This window comes from Herbiconiux sp., from assembly GCF_023264895.1.
Classification (GTDB): Bacteria; Actinomycetota; Actinomycetes; order Actinomycetales; family Microbacteriaceae; genus Herbiconiux.
In genome coordinates, this window is record NZ_JAHFUY010000048.1 from 1 (window position 1) to 19,763 (window position 19,763).

Below are 19,763 nucleotides of genomic sequence, written 5' to 3' on the forward strand. Positions count from 1 at the left end.
GAGCAGCCAGCCCAGCCGTCGGCTGCGTCCACGACACCGGCTCGATCCGCGTCGGTTCCATCCGCGCCTGATCCACCCACCACGCCCGCGAAAGCGAAAGCGAAAGCGAAAGCGAAAGCCAAGGCACCGGCCAACGCATCGGCGCGGAGGCCAGTGGGGCAGCGCACCCGCGCGCCCGGGGAACCGTTCTTCAGCGCCCAGGCTCCGCGGCCGGCCTCCGCGGTCGAGGCCGAGCTGCGGCAGCGGCTGGCCGCGCGACTCGAGCTCGCCATCGAGCTCGACGCCCCGGGGTTCGCCAACGCGATCGCGGTGGGGCGTCCTTTTCACGGGCGGCACGAGGTCTGGCCCGACATCGTGCTCAGCGAACTGCGGGTCGCCCTCGAGTACGACACCGTGGGGCGGTTCGGGCTCGAGCACGTGGGGCCCCGCGAGGAGTCCGACCGGCAGAAGGACAGGCTGCTGCGCGCCGCCGGCTGGGAGGTCGTGCGCATCCGGTGCCGACCGCTCCTGCCGATCGGACCGCACGACCTCGAGGCCTCGGGCGTCACCGGTCGACTCGTCGACCGCATCCTGGATCGTCTCCGCGACCTGCGTGGCCCGCTTTTCGTGGATGCGTACCTGGCGCCTTCAGGCGATCGTCCTACGCTGGAAGGGTGACGGAGAAGGAGAACCGGGAACTCGCCGACCCGCGGCTGAAGGCCGCCCGCTACCGCTCGGGCGGAGGTCTGCCCGAGGAGGGCGAGGCCGACGCCGGCCGCCCCACCATGGAGCAGCGCGACCAGATCGTGGAGATAGAGCTCGCCCAGGCCATCCGCCGCGGCGACTTCGACAACCTCCCCGGCGCCGGCAAGCCCCTTACCGGGCTCGGCGGCACCTATGACCCCGACTGGTGGATCCGCCAGAAGATCGAGCGCGAGCGCCTCACGGGCCTCGGGCCACCCGCGCTCACCCTCCGCACCGAGAACGCCGAGCTCGACGACCGCCTCGACCGGGTGGGCTCCGAGGCGGAGCTGCGCGAGATCCTGACCGACTTCAACCGCCGCGTGATCGAGGCCAGGCGCCAGCTGCAGGGCGGGCCCCCGGTGGTCACTCCCACGCGCGACATCGACGCCGCGCTCGAGCGCTGGCGCGAGCGCCGTGCCGCCCGGGTGGCCGAGGCGGCCGAGGCCCGCGCCCGCCACCAGGCCGAGCTCGACGCACTCCCCCGCCGCGAACGCCGTCGCCGCCTCCGCGCCGAGCGCCGCGCCTCGCGCTGACCTGCCCTGCCCCTCTCATCCCCAGCCTCTGCCGAGACGTCACTTCTCACGCCAAGACGGCGCCGGATGCGTGAAAAGTGACGGTTCGGCAGAGGGGGGGTGGGGGGGTCAGGTGCACCAGTCGGGGAGGAAACCCGGGACGCTTCGGGTGACCGCACCCGAGGCGAGGTCGACGAACGACGTGGTCATGTCGCTGTAGCCGGGGAGGGCGTAGCCGTCGCTGAGGCTGCCCGAGGCGATGGTCTCGACCGCGAGGTACTGCCCGTTGGGCGAGAGGCAGAAGGTGCGCACGCGCGATCCGGGCACGGACGACCGGTACAGCTCCCGCGTTCCCGAGGCGTCGGCGACCAGGATGACCGACGACTGCACGGCCTGCGCACTCGAGTAGTCGATCTCGTCGTAGCGCCGCACGCTCCCGCCGTCCGGCAGCGCCACGATCGTGCCGGGGTACAGCTCCGGGTCGACAGTCGCCTCCGCGAGCGGCATCGGCGCGACGTCGCCCGTGCTGAGGTCGATCGACGACACCCCCGAGGGGTCGGCCACCACGAGGGTGACCCCGCCCGGCAGGAAGCCCCGGATCTCGGCGTGCCGCCCGAGCGCCGCCGGCTCCCCGCCCGCGAGCGGATCGAGCAGATAGAGCTGCTGGTCGACGCCCTGCGCCACGATCGACGACGTGCCCGGCACGAACCGCCAGTCGACGACCCGGAGCGGCTCGCCGCCGAACCCGAGCACCTCCTCGGCCCGCCCCGACCCCACCTCCGGGTCGAACACGAAGAGGGCGTTCTGGTACTCCCGGCCCGAGGCATCCGCCCCGCCGCTCACCGACACGCCGAAGAGCCCCGCGCTCGGCGACGAGCGCAGGTTCTGCAGCCGCGCACCCACGGACGTGTGCACCCCCTCGACCGCCGAGTCGCCCACCTTGAGCGCGAGCGAGCCCGCCCCCTCCTCGTCGAGCACGATCGCCACGGTCACATCGCCCGCCACCGCGAACTGCTGGATGCGCGGGGCCTCGAAGATCACCTCGGTGCCGGCGCCGGAGGACACCGTGAGGCCGCTCGCGAGCACTTGGTCGGCCGGCTTGTCAGGGCCCGCCGCCGCTCCGCCGCGCCGGAGCAGGGTGTGCACCGTCGCATCCGGCGTCGAGAAGTCGTAGGAGAGCGATCCGGGAAGCCCTGTCGAGGAGCCCTGCACGCCCGAGACGCGCACGCTGTAGTCGGTGCCGTAGCGGAGCATGCCCGTGAAGGTGAGGGTCACCCCCGCCTCGTCGACGCCGACCTCGAACGGCGTCTCCGGGGTGACCGAGACGTCGGCCTCCGTGATGGGCTCGATGGGCTGGTCGGGCTGCAGCACGAGGCGCTGGCCAGGGCGCTGGATGGCGGTCGCCGCGTTGATGGCGGCGGAGTCGAGGTGCGGCCCGCGCAGCACCGCGGCGGCCCCGAGCACGCCCGCCATGAGCGCGAGCGCGAGCACCGTGGCGATGCTCGCCCGCCGGTAGCGGCGCATCCGGAGCCGCTCGGTGCGGTCTACGGAGGCGCGGTCCGCGGAGGTCCGGTCTGCCTCAGTAGACATACGGCTCCGCCGGCTCGTCGGTCGGCGCGAGCTCGGCCGGCTCCAGCACGATCGCCTGCGCGCTCGAGGTGCTCGGGTTGGGCCCGAAGCCACCGGATGCCGTCACCCAGCTGTCGACCGGATACGTCTCCTCCCAGTCAGGGAGGTACACGGGAACGCCCACGGGCTGCGCGTCGACGGCGCAGCAGGTCACGACGAAGCGCGCCACGTAGAAGACGTTCTCCGGATCCTGCGGGTCGGGGGTCACGAAGCCTGTCACCTCGGCCGTCTTGTCGGCGAAGTACTCCTCGCCGGCGCCTTGGCGCATGAGGGAGGCCCAGTCCTTGACCGTGAAGCCGGCGGTGTCGCTCGCCACGAGCTGAGCGGTCTCGGAGGCGTTCGCCACGGCGACGGAGTTGTTGAGGTCGCGCTGGTCGACGGTCGCGGTGGTGAGGGTCTGCGGCGGCACCACGAGGAGTGCAGCCGCGGTGCACGCGATCACGAGCACCGTCATGGCCGACCAGAAGAGCTGCCGGCGCGGGGCGATGCCGGAGCCCGTGGCCTCGTGGCCGTCGGCATCCGCGAGCCCGTCGTGATCATGAGCGTGCCCGTCGTGATCGTGCCCATCGTGCCCGTCACCGCACACGCATGCGCCACCGCAATCGCACCCGTCGCCGCCATCGTGCCCATCGTGCCCGTGCCCGTCGTCGCCGTCACGCACTCCCGGCAGCACGGCGAACGCCGCGATCACGAGCACCCCCGCGATCAAAGCCATCACCACCGTGAACTCGAAGTACCGCGGGTGGATGTAGAGCCCGAGCCGCCCGGTGGCCGCGAGCCAGACGATCGCCACGATGCCCACGAGGCTGAGCAGCACGCCGCGCCAGCGGGAGAGGAGTCGTTCACGCAAGGAGGTTCACCCCGAATCCGAGTGCGAGGCTCGCCAGCCCGACCACGATGAGCAGTCGCACGAGGGTCGCCGTGGTGAAGGTGGTGCGCAGGAGCGTCACCATCTTGATGTCGAGCATCGCGCCGAACACGAGGAAGGCGACGATGCCGCCCGGCAGGAAGGTGCCGCCGAACGAGAGGATGAAGAAGGCGTCGACGTTGGAGCAGATCGCGATCACGAACGCGAGGATCATGAGGGCGAGCACCGACCAGATCGGGTTGCTGCCGAGCGCGAGCAGGATGTCGCGGGAGAGCCCCACCTGGATGGCGCCCGCGATGGCCGAGCCCACGACGAGCGCGGGGAGCATGGCCGAGGTCTCCTCCGAGAACGCCACGACGGCGCCGCGGAGCTTGACCTTCTGGGCCGCCCGGCCGGCGGGGCTGAACACGCCCGCCAGCCCTCGGCGCGCTCCGGCGCCCGCGGCGGCGTGCGAGTGGCCCGCGTGGGCGGCCTCGTGCTTGCACGCGGCGCTGAAGCCCGGCGTCAGGAGGTCGTCGGGCCGCGGGTGCAGGCTGAACAGCCAGCCCACGAGGTTCGCGATCACGAAACCGCCGACGATGCGGCCCACGAGGATCCCGTCGTCCCAGCCGAACGCCTGGTAGGTCGTCACGATCGTGACGGGGTTGAGGATCGGGGCCGCGAGGAGGAACGTCATCGCCTCCGGAACGCTGAGCCCCTTCATCATGAGGCCGCGGGCGAGCGGCACGTTGCCGCACTCGCACACCGGCAGCAGCACCCCGAGGAGCGACAGCGCCGCCCGCCGGAGCACGCGCCGGCGCGGCAGCAGGCGGTGGATGACGGTGTCGGGCACCCAGAACCGCACCACGACCGAGAGCAGGATGCCGAGGAACACGAACGGCAGCGACTCGATCACGACGCTGATCGAGAGCGTCACGAAGTCGCTCAGCCGGTCGGGGATGACCGCCGTGTCCCAGCCCGAGCTGACGATGCGGAGGGTGAGCAGCACGGCCGCGAGCACCGCGGCGACGACGAGCCCCCGGATCGCGTAGCGAGACCCGGGCCGCGCCCGCAGTCCCGAACCCGGTCCCCGCCCCGCCCCCGGCCCGGCCCCCGGCGAGGGTTCCCCGGAGCCGTCGCCGCACCGCCGAGCTCCCGAGTCACCCGACCAGCGTAGGGGGCGCTACCCCTCCACAAGCTGAGCGAGCTGGCGCGTCACGGTTCCCCACCCGTCGTGGAAGCCGAGCTCCTCGTGCGTCGCCCGGTCCGCCGGATCCTTGTGCATCGCGCGTGCCCGGTAGAGGGTGCCCTCCGGATGATCGGCGAAGGTGATCTCGGCCGTCACGAAGGGCTGGGCGGCGGGCCTCCAACCCCCCACGAGCGCTGTGGTCCACACGATCCGCGCGCCCTCCTCGACGGCGAGCACGCAGCCCGTGATGTGCGGCCCGAACGCCGCGCCGTCGTCGCTGTAGAGGGTCTCGAACGATCCCCCGGGCCGGAGCTGCAGCTCGACCACCCGGCACACGCCGGGAGCCGGCACCCACCACGACTCCAGCCGGCGGGGATCCGCCCACGCCCGCCACACCGTCTCGCGCGGCGCCGCGATCACGCGGCTCACCTCGAGATCGAGCTCGGGGTCGAGGACCGAGCCTGCTCCTGCTCCTGCTGCGTCCGTCATGATCCGCCTTCCCTCTCGTCGTCGGTCTCGCTCAGCACGAACCGCTCGAGGCGGTCGGTGCGGGCCTCCCACACCGCCCTCTCCTCGGCGAGCCAGCCGTCCACCGCCGCGAAGGCGTGCGGTTCGAGCACGCACTCGCGCACCCGTCCGCGCTTCACGGTGCGGATGCATCCGCTCGTCTCGAGCACCCGGATGTGCTTGAGGAACGAGGTGAGGGCCATCCCGAAGGGCTCCGCGAGCTCCCCCACGCTCGCCGGTCCTGCGCCGAGACGGTGCACGACGGCACGCCGCGTGGGATCGGAGAGCGCGTGGAAGACCTCGTCGAGCCGGTCCGCATACTGAGCCATGTGGCTAACTTAGCGACTCCGACACTGAGCCGCAAGGCTCAGCGATGCTAGCGCTCAGCGATGCTACGGGCCGGCTCAGCGGGTGCGCAGGCGGCGGAACACCACCCAGACCACGACGGCCGCCAGGAGCGTGAGCACCGTGGCCGCGGCCGTGAGCACACCCACGCCGCTCTCGAAGGCGTGCTGCGCGGAGGCGAGCAGGGCGGCGCCGAGGTCGGCGGGCAGCTGCTCGGAGACCGAGACGGCGCCGCCGAGGGTCTCCCCCGCGGCATGCGTCTGCTCGGGCGTGAGCCCGGCCGGAACCTCGACCTGAGCGCGGTAGAACGCCGTCAGCACCGTGCCGAGGGTCGCCGTGCCGATCACGGCGCCGAGCTCGTAGGCCGTCTCGGAGATGGCCGACGCCGCTCCCGCCTTCGCGGGCGGCACGCTCGAGACGATGATGTCGTTCGAGAGGGTCTGCGACAGCCCGATGCCGAGCTCGAGGAACCCGAAGGTGATCACGATCGCCGCGATGCTGAGGTCGCCCCGCATCACGAACGCGAGACCGAACCCGAACGCCACGAGCAGGAGCCCGACGAGCAGCAGGTTCTCGGGCCGGAACCGGCGCGCGAGCTTCACCACCCCGAGCCCCGAGACCACCGAGATCACGGCGCCCGGCAGCAGCACGAGCCCGGCGAGCAGCGGGCTCAGCCCGAGCACGAGCTGGAGGTGCTGCGAGACGAAGAAGATGAACGCGATGAGCGCCACGATCGAGAGGAAGTTCGCGAGGATCGACGCGGTGAACGGCCCGTGGGCGAACAGCCGCATGTCGAGGAGCGGATTGTCGCTCTTCAGCTGCCGCCGCACGAACCACGCGACGCCGACGACGCCGAGCACACCGGCGGCCGCCGCCGGCACCCACTGCACGGGGTCGCCGAAGCCGTCGTGCGCGAGCGTCTTGATGGCGTAGACGATGCCGAGCATGCCGAGGAACGACACGATCACGCTCGGGATGTCGAGGGGGCCCGGATGCGGATCCTTCGACTCGGGGATGAGGAACGGCCCGAGCACGAGCAGCGGGATGAGGATCGGCACGGCCACGAGGAACACGGCGCCCCAGGGGAAGGCCTGCAGGAGGGCCCCGCCGATGATGGGACCGAGGCTCGAGCCCACGGCGAAGGCGGCCGCCCAGATGGCGATCGCGAGCCGCCGGCGGTCGGCATCGGGGAAGATGTTGCGGATGAGCCCGAGCGTCGAGGGCATGAGCATGGCCCCGAAGAAGCCCAGGGCGGCGCGTGCCGCGACGAGCAGCTCGGCCGTGGGCGAGAAGGCCGCCACCACCGAGACGACGGCGAACCCGGTCGCACCGATGAGCAGCAGTCGCCGCCGGCCGAAGCGGTCGCCGAGCCCGCCCATCGTCACGAGGAGCGAGGCCAGCACGAGCGAGTAGATGTCGATCATCCAGAGCTGGGTCGACGCATCCGGTCGCAGTTCCTCGGTGATGGTGGGCAGCGCGAAGCTCAGCACCGTGTTGTCGATCGAGACCAGCAGCACGGGCAGCAACAGGATGGCGAGGGCGAACCAGGCGCGGCGCGGGGTGCCCGCCTGGGTGGCGGCGGGGTGGAGCGTGGTCATGAGGTGCTTTCGGTGCTGGTGCTTTTGCTGGTGGACGGGGTGGAGACGTCGGCGCCCGCGCGCGAGAAGTGCTCGATCAGGGCGTCGCGCTCCGCGGCGGGCACGGGCGTGCCCATGACCGAGTTCAGCAGCAGCCCGTCGCCCACGAGCCGCACGATGAGAGCCTGGAACGGGTCGCCGAACTCGGCGGTGAGGGCGCGCGTGAGGTCGACGACGAAGGCGTCGAACGACGGATGCCCGTCGATGCCGGCGGCGCGCAGCGCCTGGTAGCAGGTGAAGAGCACGAAGAAGTCGTCGAGCTCACCCGAGTCGGGCACCGAGGTCTCGAGGTAGGCGCGCGAGACGGGTGCCGACCTGCGGGCCCGCTCGAACGTCTCGGTGGTGCGGATGCCCACCATCTCGACGAGCGCGCCGAGAAGCACCGTGCGGTTGGGGAAGTGGTGGGTGAGCCCGCCCTTCGACACACCCGCGGCCTTCGCCACGGCATCCATCGAGGGCAGCGCGCCCGCGCGGATGGTGAGCTCCCGCATGGTCTCGAGGATGTGGGCGCGCGCGTCGGACTGCATGCCCTCAGACTAACAGACCGACCGGTCGGTCTGCTGGCACCGCTACATGAGTCCCTGCGCGGTGAGCTCCCAGCGGATGGAGGGGGCGACCTTCTTGGCGAACTCCGGTGTCATGTGCACCTGGTCGTACTTCGTGGGGGTCGTCCCGGCGAACGCCGGGCAGTAGCCCTCGGCGCAGCTGAACCCGAGCGAGCTCAGGACGTGGTCGCCGGTACCGGAGGCCGCGACGGCCGCTTCGAAGCTCGCCTGGAAGTCGTTCCAGGCGGGATCGATACCGGTGTTGCAGTCCTGAGGGCTCGTCACCGGCGAATAGCACGCGCCGAGGTTGCCACCGAGCGGCGGGGGCGCGAGGTAGACGACGCGACCGGGCACGCCGTACTGCGCCGACTCCGCGAGGGTCGACGCCACGAGGTCGCCGGTCGAGAGCGGGCGCCGGTCGGTCGTGTTGCCGAGCGCGTAGGCGTTCGAGACCACCACGAGCTGGGGCTGCTCGGCGGCGATCCGCTCGGCGATCTCCTGCTTGCGGGCAGGGCAGGCGTCCATCACGCCCGCCCCGTCGTTCTGCACGAGCACGTCGGTGAAGCGGCAGCCGTAGAGCCCCACGGCGGTCACCCGCCACTGGCCGCCGCTCGACTCGGCGATCTCCTTGAAGGCGGGTGCGTAGGCGAGGGCCGTGGAGTCGCCCACGAGGTAGAGGCGGTTCGGCGCGTTGCCGTCGCCCCAGCTGCAGCGGTCGAAGTCGGGGCTGCCGCCCACGGCGAAGCAGCCGTCGGCGGGGTTGCGGCTCGAGCCGTCGGCGATCGCCTGGTCCATGGAGGGCGAGAGGTCGACCGGCCACTCGGTGGCGGAGGCCGCGTTCCAGAGCTCGATCTGCAGGGCGTCCTCCGGGTTGACGGCGGCGGGGGCGGCAGCCGGATCACCGGGGGCGGCACCCGGGGCGGCTCCGGGTGCCTGCTCCCCCGCGGCGGGAGCGGCCGGCTGCGGCAGCGCGAGCGGGCCGCTCCCCCGCGCCGACAGCTGCACGGTGACCGCCACGGCCACCACGATCACCACGAGGCCGAGCGACGAGAGAATGAACTGGGCGCCGAAACGCTCGCGCCAGGACTGCCAGGCCTCCGCGGCAGCTTCGCCCCGGGCCCGCAGCCACGGCGAGCGGTGCAGCGGCTGCTCCACCAGGAAGTACGACACGAGCGCGAGTGCGAGACCGAGCCCCAGGATGATCAGGTCGCCCTGCAGGCTCCGCATCGGCATGAGCACGGCGAGGAACACGAGCACCGGGAAGTGCCAGAGGTAGAGCGAGTAGGAGATGTCGCCGAAGAACCGGCTGACGGGGTTCGTGAGCGGGAAGAGGAGGTGCTTCGGCGTGCGGCCGAGCCCCGAGACGAGCACCGCGGCGGTGGCGAGCACGGGCAGAGCCGCCCACGGGGCGGGGAAGAGCACGCTGTCGTCGATCACGAAGAACGAGACCAGGATGCCCGCGAGCCCGGCCCAGCCGAGCACGGCCCTGAGCGCGAGCGGCACGCGCGCGAGGAGGGGCGCCGCCGTGGCGAGCAGGGCGCCGAGCCCGAGCTCCCACACCCGGGTGAGGGTCGAGAAGTAGGCGACCGGAGCGTCGGCGCCGCTCTGCCACAGCGCAAACGCGAACGACGCCGCCACGAGCACGGCGAGCAGCAGACCCGCCGCCACCTTTCCGTGCTTGCGGAACAGCACCAGCACCGCGAGCAGCAGCAGGGGCCAGACGAGGTAGAACTGCTCCTCTACCGAGAGCGACCAGAAGTGCTGCATCGGCGACACCGCGTCGTCCATCGCGAAGTAGTCGGTGCCCTCGGCCGCGAACCGCCAGTTGGACACCAGGAGGAACGACGACGCGGCGTCCCAGGCGGTCTGCACGAAGCGCGGCTGGTTGAACAGGAACCAGGCGGCCACCGTGGTGGCGGCGAGCACGAGCACGGCGGCCGGGGCGATGCGGCGAAGGCGCGTGGCCCAGAAGCGCCGGAGGGAGAGCCGGCCGTGCGTCTCGTGGTCGCGGATCAGCACGCCCGTGATGAGGAATCCGGAGATCACGAAGAAGACGTCGACACCGACGAAGCCGCCCCGCGGCCAGCCGAGCACGTGGGCGAGCACCACGGCCACCACGGCCACGGCCCGCAAGCCCTGGATGTCGGAACGGAAGCGGTCGTCAGGCACGTCGGTCTTCATGGCGGAGATCACACTAGCGCCCTTCGGATACGCGTTCGGTCACATCCCTCGCTTTCCTGACATCTGTCGGTTAGCGTTGCCATCGTCGCAGCCGTCTCGGCTGGAGGGAAACGACGAAGCGGGGTCCGCGCCAACGCGCCCGGATGCCTGCTCCTCACCTCCAGGGAGACCCACACCACATGAAGAAACCACTCCGGCGGAGCCTGTCCGTCCTGGCCGTTCTGGCCTTGACGGCATCGGGCGTCGCCCTCACCGCGACCTCGGCGAGCGCCCTGCCCGCCACGGCCACGATCTCCGAGCAGAACTGCGACATCCCGACGGGCGGCCTGCTGTTCCCGTTCGTGGACGGCGCTGAGATCACCATCGTGAACTCGGACGAGATCGACGGGGACCTCGACTACAGCATCGTGCTCGACTTCCAGTACGACTCCCCCTACGAGCAGGGCACGGTGGCCGCGGGCGACGACCGCACCCTCGTGATCCCGCTCGAGGAGGACTCCAGCACGACCATCCAGGTGCTCGACACCTCGGAGGGCGGTGGGATCATCGGCGGCGGCGTCGTCGACGTGAACTGCACGCCCGACTACAGCCCCGAGGCCGTGGGCTCCATCCAGCCGGCGAGCTGCGCGTTCCCGACGGGCGGCATCATCCCGCCGAGCCCCGGCTTCTCGTTCACGCTCGACAACTCGGAGGGCACGGGCCCTGCCGCCTACGCCTTCGTGGCCGGCGACGTCGAGGTCGAGAGCGGCACGATCGATGCGGGTGAGACCCGCGTGAGGGCGTGGTCGCTCGAGGAGGACACCCCGCTCACGGCCACCGTCTCGTCGGTGGATGCCGACGGCGAGCCGGTCGTGCTCGCCGAGTCGATCGAAGAGGTCAACTGCCTCGCCGACACCCCCGTGCTCGTCACGCCGGTCGACGGCTCCGAGGTGGCGTCCCCCGTGGACATCACCGGAACCGGCACCGCGGGCGATCTCATCACGGTCGTCGTGGGCGACGAGTCGGTTCTCGGCGACCGAGCCGGACTGCTGGCGTCCGCCGAGCCGACCGTGCCGGTCGAGGAGGGCGACGGCCTCACCATCTACGAGGTGACGGTCGGTGCCGACGGCAGCTTCGCTGTGCTCGCCGATCTCGCCGAGGGCGAGTACGGTGCCGTGGCGATCGCCTCCCGCGAGGCGAGCGACGACGGTCTCGTGCCGGCCAGCGTCTCCGACCCGAGCAACGTCGTGCTGTTCACGGTGGCCGCGGTGATCCCGCCGACGCCGACGCCCACCCCGACACCCGACCCCACCCCCGTGCCGTCGCCCACCCCGACCACGCCGGCGGTCCCGTCGGTGCCGTCGGGCAACGGCGGATCGGGCACCACGGGCGGTTCGCTCGCCCGCACCGGTGCGGCTCCGTTCGCCGCCGCCGGAGCCGGGCTGCTGCTGCTCGTGGCCGGTGGAGCCTCGGTGCTCGTCCTGCGTCGCCGCCGCACGGCCTGACGACCCGCTGATCCCGGCCGCGCCGGGTGAGGCAAACCGATCCGCCGGGTGCTCCGAAGACCAACGGGGTGCCCGGCGGTTCGCCGTCTCTCGAAGACGGGGGCGGTGGTCGTCGCACCTCGGGCGTGCGGGCTCAGGACCGGTCGACCTCCCTCATCGGTCAGGGGCCCGCCCGTCGTCTCCCCCGCCACGGCGCACATCGCAGCTGTCCGCGATGCTCAGGGCCGGCGACGTCCGCGGACTTCGCCACTCCTGGCGACGATCGGTGCGCGATGCGCGCCGGATGCCGCCTGGGTTGGCGAAGTCCGCTGAGCGCGGCGCGCCCGCGGGGTCAGTCGACGGCGCGGCGGAGGGCCCGGCGGGCGGCGGCCGCCTCGTCGAGGGCCGCGGCGGCGCGGTCGAGCGAGCGCTGGTAGAGAAGGCCGTAGGTGAAGCCGGATTCGCCCGCGGCCTCGGCCCGCGCCGCCGTGAGGAGCACGTACTCGGCGAAGACGGCGGCGTCGCGGTGGTCGCCGAGCGCATCCTGGAGCCGTTCGGCCGTGGCCGAGGTGGCCCGCGCATCCGTCGCGCCCGTGCCGGTCTCGAAGTCGGCGACGTAGCGGAGGCGCCTCGCGGCCTTCCGCGAGCGGTGGAGGCCCGCGGTGGCCTTCGCCGACTCGAGGATCGACGCGCCCGGCGTTCCGGCACCGGGCACCGCCGGTGCCGCGGCGTCGGCGTTCACGGAGCGCCGCACCGCGCGCTTCGACGCCTTGCGGAGGGCCTTCCGCGCGGCAGCCCTCTCGGCCTTGCGCTGGGCGTCCGAGGCCACGCGGGCCTCCTCGGCGGCCCTCTTGGCCTCCTTCGCTTTCTTGCCGTTCTTCCCGCCCGACTTCGACTTCTTGCCGCCCTTCGCCGGTGCGTCCGGCTCCTCGGCCGAGTCCTGAGCGGAGGCGCCGGCCGGCCCCACGAGCACCTCGAGCGAGTCGAGCAGGCGCAGGTACGGCTCGTCGGACAGATGGGCCCGAAGCCCCTCGAGAACCCGCGCCCGCTCCTCGGCCGTGCCGGCCACGAGCCGACGACGGGCGTCGGCGTCGTCGCTGCCGCGCAGGGCCTTCACGGCGTCGAGCGCCTCCCCCGCGAGGGCGGCCCGCACCTCGAGATCGCGGGCCTCGCCGAGCACCTGGCCGAGCCGCTGCAGGCCGGCACGGATCTCCTCCGCCTGCTCCGGCAGATCCGCCCGCCGCACGGCGAGGACCGTCTTCAGCCGCCGCACCGCCACGCGCATCCGGTGCACGGCGTCGGGCTCGTCGGCGCGCACCGCCGGGTCGAGTTCCCGGATGCGCTCCACCAGCTCGCGGAGACCGGCACCCAGAGGGCCGGGCACGGGCTCAGCCGACTCGGCGTGCAGCCCGCCGGAGGCGGCGGAGGCGTCGGAGGCACCGCCCGAGCCGGAGCCGGAGTCGCTCCCAGGCATCGCGTCGTCGAGCGCGGACCCGGGTTCGCCGAGACCCGTGCGCCCGAGCGCCTGGGCGAGCTTCGAGACGCTCGGCGAGTGCCGGGCCCCGGCCGTCAGCAGCACCGCCTCCACCTGGTCGAGCAGGCCGGCGCGCTCCTCGCGCGTCGCGGGAGCGGCCGGGCCGAGCTCGGCCTCCCACTCCCGCCAGGCGCGCACGACGCCCGCACGGGCATCGGTCGCGGTGACGGTGTCGTCGGCGATCTCGACCACGACGGCTCCGGATGCGTCGACGAGCTCCGTGATGCGGCGGACGGTCGACAGCCGGGCGAGCGGGGTGAGCTCGTGGTCGCGCACGTGCACGACGACGGCCTCGCGCACCGCGGCCGGCACCTGGGGGTCGGACTCGGCGCCCTCACGCGGCAGCGCTGCCGGCGGCTCGAGCGGCCACTGCAGCTCCTGCCGGCCCTCGTCGGCGGGCAGCTTCACGTGCCAGCCCGCATCGTGCCCGCCCTGCCGGCGGCGCAGCGCGATCCGCTGCCGGGAGAGTGCACCATCGGCGGTGTCGAAGTACACCGCCTCGAGCTGCACCGCCTCGAGGGATCGCACCGCGAGCTCGCCGCCCTCGCCCGCGGTGATGCCGCTCAGCTCCGGAAGCGGTGTCGACTCGTCGACGGCGTACTTGCGTTCGATCTCGATCTGCGTGGTGTGGTCCATGGCTCGCTCGGTGTCTCCTGTGTCGGCGCGTGCGGCGGCGGGTTGCCCTGCGGCGGAGCACACTGAGGGTGTGTCCGCGCCCGTTCTCATTCTGGTCAACAAGCCCGCCGTCGGCATCGACGTCCCGGCCGGCACTCAGCCGGAGTTCGAGCGCCGAGACCCCGGCGAGCCCCAGCTGAGCGTGCTCGACCTCGGCACCACCCGCGGCGACGGCGTCTTCGAGACCGTCATGGTCTCGGAGGGGCGGGCCCCCGCGCTGGCCGCGCACCTCGACCGGTTCCGGGCCTCCGCCCTGCTGCTCGACCTGCCCGAGCCCGACCGGGAGGTCTGGGGGCGCGCCGTCGAGGCGGCCATCGCCGCCGCAGTAGCAGAAGCGGAAGCAGCCGCAGAGGCAGCCGCAGAGCCCGCCGTGCTAGCCGTCAAGCTCGTGCTCACCCGCGGCATCGAGGGCTCCGGCCGCCCCACCGGCTGGGTGCTCGCCCAGCCCGCCCGCGACTTCACGGCCATGCGCCGCGAGGGCGTGCGCGTCGTGACCCTCGACCGCGGCTACCGGCACGACGTGGCGAGCACGTCGCCGTGGCTCCTCCAGGGCGCGAAGACCCTCTCCTACGCCATCAACACCGCGGCCATCCGGGAGGCGCTGAGGCGTGGCGCCGACGAGGTCGTCTTCACGAGCTCGGACGGCTTCGTGCTCGAGGCCCCCACTGCGAGCGTGCTGCTTCGCGAGGGCGGCCGCTTCTCGACCCCGTCGGCCGAGGTCGGCATCCTCCCCGGCACCACCCAGCGCCGCGCCTTCGAGTTCCTGCGCTCCCGTGGCCACGACGCGGATGCCCTCCGCCTCCGTGCGAGCGACCTGCAGCGGGCGGATGCGGTCTGGCTCGTCTCGGCCGTCCGCCAGGCCGTGCCCGTCACCGAGCTCGACGGGCGCGCACTCGAGGTCGACCTCGCGCTCACCGACGACCTCAACGCCTACCTCTCGGCCCGCCAGGCCTCCTGACTCTCCCCCACCCGCCCCACGTTCGCGCCCACCCACTGCACGAGCGGGATGAGCACCTGCCCGAGCTCGGCGCCGAGGGGCGTCAGGCTGTAGTCGACCCGTGGTGGCACCGACCCGGCCGAGGCGCGCAGCACGAACCCGTCGGCCTCGAGCGCGCGCAGGGTCTGCGCGAGCATCTTCTCGCTGATGCCCTCCACGTAGCGCCGCAGCTCGCCCCAGCGCATCGGCTCCTGTGCCAGCGCCACGAGCACGAGCACCCCCCACTTGCTCGTGACATGGTCGAGCACCTGACGGCTCGCGCAGTTCGCCGAGAACGGGTTGCCCTCCCCGATGACGTCACCGATCGAATCCACCATGCAGACAACTTACCAAAAAGTGGGTACCTTCGTCTGGGAAGCATCACGACCGGGTCGCCGTTGCACCCGGATGACGGGCTGCGCACGCGGTCCACGAAAGGAAGCTATGACCATCGTCGTCACCGGCGCCACCGGACACCTCGGCCGCCTCGCCATCGATCACCTCCTCGCCCGCGGCGTGCCCGCCGACGGCATCGTGGGAGCCGGCCGCGACCCGCAGAAGCTCGCCGCTCTCGCCGAGGCCACGGGCGTCGGCACCGCCGTGATCGACTACTCCGACCCGGCCTCGCTCGACGCCGCCCTCGCCGGGGCGACGACCCTCGTGCTGGTCTCCGGCAGCGAGGTGGGCAAGCGCGTCGAGCAGCATGGCAACGCCGTCGAGGCTGCGAAGCGCGCCGGAGTCGAGCGCCTCGTCTACACGAGCGCCCCGAAGGCCACGACGAGCGCGCTCGTGCTCGCTCCCGAGCACAAGGCCACCGAGGAGCTCATCGCCGCGTCGGGCCTCGCCGCCACCATCCTCCGGAACGGCTGGTACAACGAGAACTACGCGAACTCGTTCGCCCAGGCCGGCGCCACCGGCGTGCATCTCGCCTCGACCGGCCAGGGCACCGTGGCGAGCGCCTCCCGCTCGGACTACGCCGAGGCGATCGCCGCCGTGGTGACGGCCGACGAACCCCAGGAGCACGTGGGCGCCGTCTACGAGCTCTCGGGCGACACGGCCTGGACGGGCGCGGAGTTCGCCGCCACGGCCGCACGCGTGCTGGGCCGCGACGTCGTGTTCTCCGACTCCACCCCCGAGGAGCACCTCGCCGCGCTCAGCGCAGCGGGCCTCGACGAGGGCACCGCGGGCTTCGTGGTGGCCCTCGACGGGAACATCCGCGACGGTCTCCTCGGCGAGACCTCCGGCGACCTCGGTCGCCTGATCGGCCACCCGACCGTCACGCTCGAGGAGTACTTCCGCTCCCTCTGAGCCACACCGGGGGCTCCGCAGGTCGTCGGAGCCCCCTTCTCGTCAGAGCGCGCGGAGCTTCTCCAGCAGCGCGGGCGCGGCCTCGGCCAGGAACTCGTCCTGCCCCTTGTCGCCCACCTGCACGAGCGCGACATCCGTGAACCCCGCCTCGAGATAGGGCCGGAAGCTCTCGGCGATCTCGTCGAGGTCCGGCCCGCAGGCGATCGAGCCGGCCACGTCCTCCGGCCGCACGAACTGGCTGGCCGCGGCGAAGCCCGCGGGCGTCGGCAGGTCGGCGTTGACGGCCCAGCCGCCGCCGAACCAGCGGAACTGCTCGTGCGCCTGCTCGATCGCGGCCTCCTTCGAGGTGGGGTGCCAGCAGATCGGCAGCTGACCGATCGAGCGCGACGCCGCACCGGAACCCGACGATGCGGCCCAGCCCTTCACGAGCTCCGCATCCGGCTGCACCGCGATGAGGTGGTCGCCGAGCGGGGCGAACCGCTCGATCGACTTCTGGCCCGAGACCGCGAGCCCGATCGGCACGCCCTCCTCCGGGAGGTCCCAGATGCGGGCGGAGTCCACGCGGAAGTAGGCGCCGTCGTAGGTCACGAGGTCTCCCGTGTGCAGCTCCCGGATGATCTGCACCGCCTCCTCGAGCATGTCCTGACGCGCGTCGACGGCCGGCCAGCCCTCGCCCACGACGTGCTCGTTGAGGTTCTCGCCCGAGCCGAGGCCCAGGATGAAGCGGCCCTCGGCGAGCAGCTGCAGGGTGGCCGCCTTCTGCGCCACGACGGCGGGGTGGTAGCGCACGGTGGGGCACGTCACGTAGGTGGCGAGCTCGACCCGCGAGGTGGCCTGCGCCACGGCGCCGAGAAGCGTCCAGGCGTAGGGCGCGTGGCCCTGTTCGGTGAGCCACGGCGAGTAGTGGTCGCTCGACACCTCGAAGTCGAAGCCCGCCTCCTCCGCGGCCACGGCGTAGCGCACGAGCTCCCGGGGGCCGCTCTGCTCGGTCATGAGGGTGTAGCCGAATCGAACCATGATCGTCTCCTGTCCATCGGGTGTCACGTGCTTCCACCGTGACACCGGAGGGCCTCACCCGCAGGGGGTTGCGTCAGACGAGTGTCGGTTCTCTCAGGGAACGCGCCGCCGTGCGGAGCACCGCGGGGCCCAGCACGAGCACGCCGTCCGACAGCGGCTCCGAGCGCACACCGCCCCGGCCGCGCAGCGCCTTGTGGGCTCCGGGGGCGAGCACGACGTCCATCCAGGCGCACGGGTTGGCGGGCCGGTGGCCCTGGAACAGCACGGGTCCCTGGCCGGAGTCGAGGCTGAAGGCCTCGCCGCGCAGGGCGTCGACGTCGAAGCCCCGCAGCACGATGTTGCGGCGGGCGAGCGCCGGATCGGGCGCGCGGTCGAGCCCCAGCGCGAGGGCCACGTGGTCGAGGGACTCGGCCGCCAGCACCGTCACCGCCGCCGTCCGGTGGGCGCCGTGCCCGAAGAACCGGTCGCCGACGATGCCGCGGCCGGCTCGCACCTCTCCTGCTCCCCCGCGACGGCGTTGCGGGGGCCGTCTGAGGGCCTGCCCTCGTAGCGGTGCCTCGACGAGGCCAGGAGGTGCTCGATCCGCACCGCGAACTCCTGCTCCGCGAACTCGTGCTCCGCGAACTCGTGCTCCGGCATCAGTGCTCGCGATCCGTCATCCGTGCTGGTGGTCCGACTCGACGTGCCGGATGACGTCGTCGGCACCCGGCAGGTCGAGCTCGGCCGCGAGGAACTCCGGCGAGCTCGGCAGCTGCACGCTCACGCCGTAGTAGCTCTCCACGGCGAGGTCGCCCGTGGCGGTCGCGAGGCCCAGCACGTGCCCACCCTGCTCGCCGTCGGCCGAGACGAAGTGGAAGTGCGCGCCCGCCACCGTGACCCCCTGGAACACCTGGGGCGCGAGGAACCCCAGCAGGGTGCCCGTGACATCGGTCAGCACGACCTCCCGCTGGTCGTGCACGGCCTCGGCGAGCGGGAGGTAGGGCTTCGTCTGCCGCTTGGCCTCGCGCAGGCTGATCGCGGCGAAGTGGGCGTCGAACCGCACCGCGTGGAAGATGTTCGCGCTCACCACCCGCCGCCGCACCTCGGCCTCGAGCTCGGGCAGCGACTCCACGGCCTCCACGAGCTCGGAGCTCTCGGCGGTGAAGTCCACCACCTCGGCGAACGCCACCTGCTCCGAGGGGTCGAGCACGCTCATCGTGCCGTCGCCGTGGAACAGCCGGAACACGCCGTCGAGCACCACGAGCTCGCCGTCCATGTGGTCGCCGCAGCCGAGGCCGAAGCCGCCGGCCCTGCCGACCTCCTCCACGCTGAACACGCCGTCGAACAGGCCCGCCACGAGAGCGTCGACGATGGAGAACTGCTGCAGGAGCTTGGGAGCGGGCGAACGGCGCATGAGGGGCATTCTCGCGCACTCTTCAGCAGAACGCACCAGAGTGGAGTCATGGCAACCCGAACCGAGCAGAACATCGACCGCGTGCTGAGCGTGCACCGGCCGGTCGTCCTCGCCCACCTCCGCAGCATCCGGCGTCTGCACCCGAACGCGTCGCCCGCCGAACTGCTCGTCATCCTCGAGCGCCGCTACGTGGCGGCGGTCACCACCGGCGGCGCCGCCGTGGGGGCGAGCTCGATGCTGCCGTTCGTCGGCACGGGCATCTCGCTCGGTCTCAGCGCGGTCGAGACCGCGGGCTTCCTCGAGACCACGGCGCTGTTCGCGCAGTCGGTGACCGAGGTGCACGGCATCGCCGTCGACGATCCGGATCGCGCCCGCGCCCTCGTGATGACGCTCCTCATGGGCAAGGCCGGAAGCGACCTCCTCAAGCAGATCGCGGGCCAGGCCACGGGCGGGGTCAACCGCAACGCCTACTGGGGCCAGGTCGTGACGAGCAGCCTCCCCCAGTTCGTCGTGGGCCCCGTGGCCGATCAGCTCAAGAAGCAGTTCCTCAAGCGGTTCGCCGCGGGGCAGGGCGCGAACATCGTGGGCCGGGCGATCCCGTTCGGCATCGGAGCGGCCATCGGCGGCGTGGGCAACCTCGTGCTGGGCCGCACGGTGGTCACCAGTGCGCGCACGGCGTTCGGGATGCCGCCTTACACGTTCCCGCCGGAGCTCGCGATCACGATGAAGGCCCCGAAGCCCCCGAAGGCCCTCAGGCAGAAGCGCGTGAAGCCCGAGAAGCAGCTCGAACCCGGGGCTCGTCGCCGGCTCGCGCTGCCCGGCCGGCGGAAGGCGATCACCGGCACGATGCCCGAGGCGCCCGGCCCGTTCGACGGCTCCGACACGCGGGTGCCTGACATCCGCATCTGAACGACGCCGATTCACAGGCAAGTGGTAGCCTGGAAGTCGAGTGCGGCACGCAGGCCCGCTCAGTCACGAGCGGAAGAGGGGGCGGCATGACGATCCGGTCGACTCTCGCCCGCGCCGCCGCCGTGGTGTTCACCACAGCGGTGCTGCTCGGCTCGGGGGCTCTCGCAGCCTCAGCGGCCGCTCTCGCCGGCCGCGACGCCGACCCCGAGCCAGCGCTCGCGCAGACCGGCTACGACTTCACGCCGATGCTCGTCACGGCCGCGGTCTTCCTGCTGATCGCCGGCGTCACGGTCATCGTGGCGAAGTACGCGGTCTCTCGCTCAAGCCATAGCTGAAGGCGCTCCAGCCCTAGCTGAAGGCGCTCCAGCCAGAG

At 72.4% G+C, this 19,763-nt stretch carries 21 protein-coding genes; 7 read left to right on the forward strand and 14 right to left on the reverse strand.

The annotated features are described in order from the left end of the window. The first annotated feature begins 153 nt into the window (after positions 1–153). Positions 154–657, forward strand: a complete 504-nt coding sequence (locus Q0D57_RS10410; protein WP_366518602.1) for a hypothetical protein — start codon at positions 154–156, stop codon at positions 655–657. After that, positions 654–1,256 (forward strand): DUF1992 domain-containing protein, encoded by a 603-nt coding sequence (locus Q0D57_RS10415; RefSeq protein ID WP_291042761.1) that lies wholly within the window; start codon positions 654–656, stop codon positions 1,254–1,256. The genes Q0D57_RS10410 and Q0D57_RS10415 overlap by 4 nt, the downstream gene beginning before the upstream one ends. Positions 1,257–1,364: 108 nt before the next feature. Here Q0D57_RS10415 and Q0D57_RS10420 read toward each other — a convergent pair whose 3' ends face one another. From Q0D57_RS10420 to Q0D57_RS10455, 8 genes are all read right to left on the reverse strand, one after another. After that, complete coding sequence (locus Q0D57_RS10420) at positions 1,365–2,825, reverse strand: hypothetical protein (protein WP_291042764.1); 1,461 nt, start codon at positions 2,823–2,825, stop codon at positions 1,365–1,367. Continuing rightward, positions 2,815–3,714, reverse strand: a complete 900-nt coding sequence (locus Q0D57_RS10425) for a TIGR03943 family protein (protein WP_291042767.1) — start codon at positions 3,712–3,714, stop codon at positions 2,815–2,817. The genes Q0D57_RS10420 and Q0D57_RS10425 overlap by 11 nt, the downstream gene beginning before the upstream one ends. Next, positions 3,707–4,732, reverse strand: a complete 1,026-nt coding sequence (locus Q0D57_RS10430; RefSeq protein WP_291042778.1) for a permease — start codon at positions 4,730–4,732, stop codon at positions 3,707–3,709. The genes Q0D57_RS10425 and Q0D57_RS10430 overlap by 8 nt, the downstream gene beginning before the upstream one ends. A gap of 162 nt (positions 4,733–4,894) precedes the next feature. Next, positions 4,895–5,389, reverse strand: a complete 495-nt coding sequence (locus tag Q0D57_RS10435; RefSeq protein ID WP_291042781.1) for an SRPBCC family protein — start codon at positions 5,387–5,389, stop codon at positions 4,895–4,897. Next, complete coding sequence (locus tag Q0D57_RS10440; protein ID WP_291042800.1) at positions 5,386–5,736, reverse strand: metalloregulator ArsR/SmtB family transcription factor; 351 nt, start codon at positions 5,734–5,736, stop codon at positions 5,386–5,388. The genes Q0D57_RS10435 and Q0D57_RS10440 overlap by 4 nt, the downstream gene beginning before the upstream one ends. Positions 5,737–5,811: 75 nt before the next feature. Continuing rightward, positions 5,812–7,350 carry an MFS transporter gene (locus tag Q0D57_RS10445; protein WP_291042807.1) on the reverse strand — a complete coding sequence of 513 codons (1,539 nt, stop codon included), beginning with the start codon at positions 7,348–7,350 and terminating at the stop codon, positions 5,812–5,814. Continuing rightward, complete coding sequence (locus Q0D57_RS10450) at positions 7,347–7,916, reverse strand: TetR/AcrR family transcriptional regulator (protein WP_291042810.1); 570 nt, start codon at positions 7,914–7,916, stop codon at positions 7,347–7,349. The genes Q0D57_RS10445 and Q0D57_RS10450 overlap by 4 nt, the downstream gene beginning before the upstream one ends. Before the next feature lie 42 nt (positions 7,917–7,958). Beyond that, a complete protein-coding gene (locus tag Q0D57_RS10455) occupies positions 7,959–10,115 on the reverse strand; it encodes an acyltransferase family protein (RefSeq protein ID WP_291042812.1) in 2,157 nt (718 codons plus the stop codon). A 179-nt stretch (positions 10,116–10,294) separates the two neighbouring features. On the opposite strand from Q0D57_RS10455, the gene Q0D57_RS10460 reads away from it, so the two are divergent. Beyond that, the gene (locus Q0D57_RS10460) at positions 10,295–11,599 is read left to right on the forward strand and encodes a hypothetical protein (RefSeq protein ID WP_291042814.1); all 1,305 of its coding nucleotides are present in this window, start codon (positions 10,295–10,297) and stop codon (positions 11,597–11,599) included. A 331-nt stretch (positions 11,600–11,930) separates the two neighbouring features. On the opposite strand, the gene Q0D57_RS10465 is transcribed toward Q0D57_RS10460, so the two are convergent. Beyond that, entirely contained in the window at positions 11,931–13,748 is a 1,818-nt protein-coding gene (locus tag Q0D57_RS10465) for a CYTH and CHAD domain-containing protein (RefSeq protein WP_291042816.1), read from the reverse strand. Positions 13,749–13,818: 70 nt separating this feature from the next. Between Q0D57_RS10465 and Q0D57_RS10470 the strand changes: the two genes are divergently transcribed. Then, entirely contained in the window at positions 13,819–14,745 is a 927-nt protein-coding gene (locus Q0D57_RS10470) for an aminodeoxychorismate lyase (protein WP_291042818.1), read from the forward strand. Here the strand turns inward: Q0D57_RS10470 and Q0D57_RS10475 are convergent. Further along, on the reverse strand, positions 14,718–15,101 hold the full coding sequence (locus tag Q0D57_RS10475) for a helix-turn-helix domain-containing protein (protein WP_291042821.1): 384 nt from the start codon (positions 15,099–15,101) through the stop codon (positions 14,718–14,720). The genes Q0D57_RS10470 and Q0D57_RS10475 overlap by 28 nt on opposite strands. Before the next feature lie 106 nt (positions 15,102–15,207). Between Q0D57_RS10475 and Q0D57_RS10480 the strand changes: the two genes are divergently transcribed. After that, complete coding sequence (locus Q0D57_RS10480) at positions 15,208–16,071, forward strand: SDR family oxidoreductase (RefSeq protein ID WP_291042824.1); 864 nt, start codon at positions 15,208–15,210, stop codon at positions 16,069–16,071. Positions 16,072–16,113: 42 nt separating this feature from the next. Here the strand turns inward: Q0D57_RS10480 and Q0D57_RS10485 are convergent, their stop codons facing one another. The 4 genes from Q0D57_RS10485 to budA form a co-directional block, all read right to left on the reverse strand. Next, positions 16,114–17,088 (reverse strand): TIGR03557 family F420-dependent LLM class oxidoreductase, encoded by a 975-nt coding sequence (locus Q0D57_RS10485; protein ID WP_291042826.1) that lies wholly within the window; start codon positions 17,086–17,088, stop codon positions 16,114–16,116. A 73-nt stretch (positions 17,089–17,161) separates the two neighbouring features. Then, entirely contained in the window at positions 17,162–17,581 is a 420-nt protein-coding gene (locus Q0D57_RS10490) for an MOSC domain-containing protein (protein ID WP_291042829.1), read from the reverse strand. Beyond that, positions 17,512–17,727 carry a hypothetical protein gene (locus tag Q0D57_RS10495; protein ID WP_291042831.1) on the reverse strand — a complete coding sequence of 72 codons (216 nt, stop codon included), beginning with the start codon at positions 17,725–17,727 and terminating at the stop codon, positions 17,512–17,514. Before Q0D57_RS10495 ends, Q0D57_RS10490 begins: the two co-directional genes overlap by 70 nt. A 16-nt stretch (positions 17,728–17,743) precedes the next feature. Then, complete coding sequence (gene budA / locus Q0D57_RS10500) at positions 17,744–18,481, reverse strand: acetolactate decarboxylase (protein ID WP_291042833.1); 738 nt, start codon at positions 18,479–18,481, stop codon at positions 17,744–17,746. A gap of 48 nt (positions 18,482–18,529) precedes the next feature. Here budA and Q0D57_RS10505 point away from each other — a divergent pair, with 48 nt between their 5' ends. Next, positions 18,530–19,390, forward strand: coding sequence for a hypothetical protein (locus tag Q0D57_RS10505; RefSeq protein WP_291042836.1), 861 nt, complete (start codon positions 18,530–18,532; stop codon positions 19,388–19,390). A gap of 86 nt (positions 19,391–19,476) precedes the next feature. Then, complete coding sequence (locus Q0D57_RS10510) at positions 19,477–19,725, forward strand: hypothetical protein (protein WP_291042839.1); 249 nt, start codon at positions 19,477–19,479, stop codon at positions 19,723–19,725. Positions 19,726–19,763: the final 38 nt, after the last annotated feature.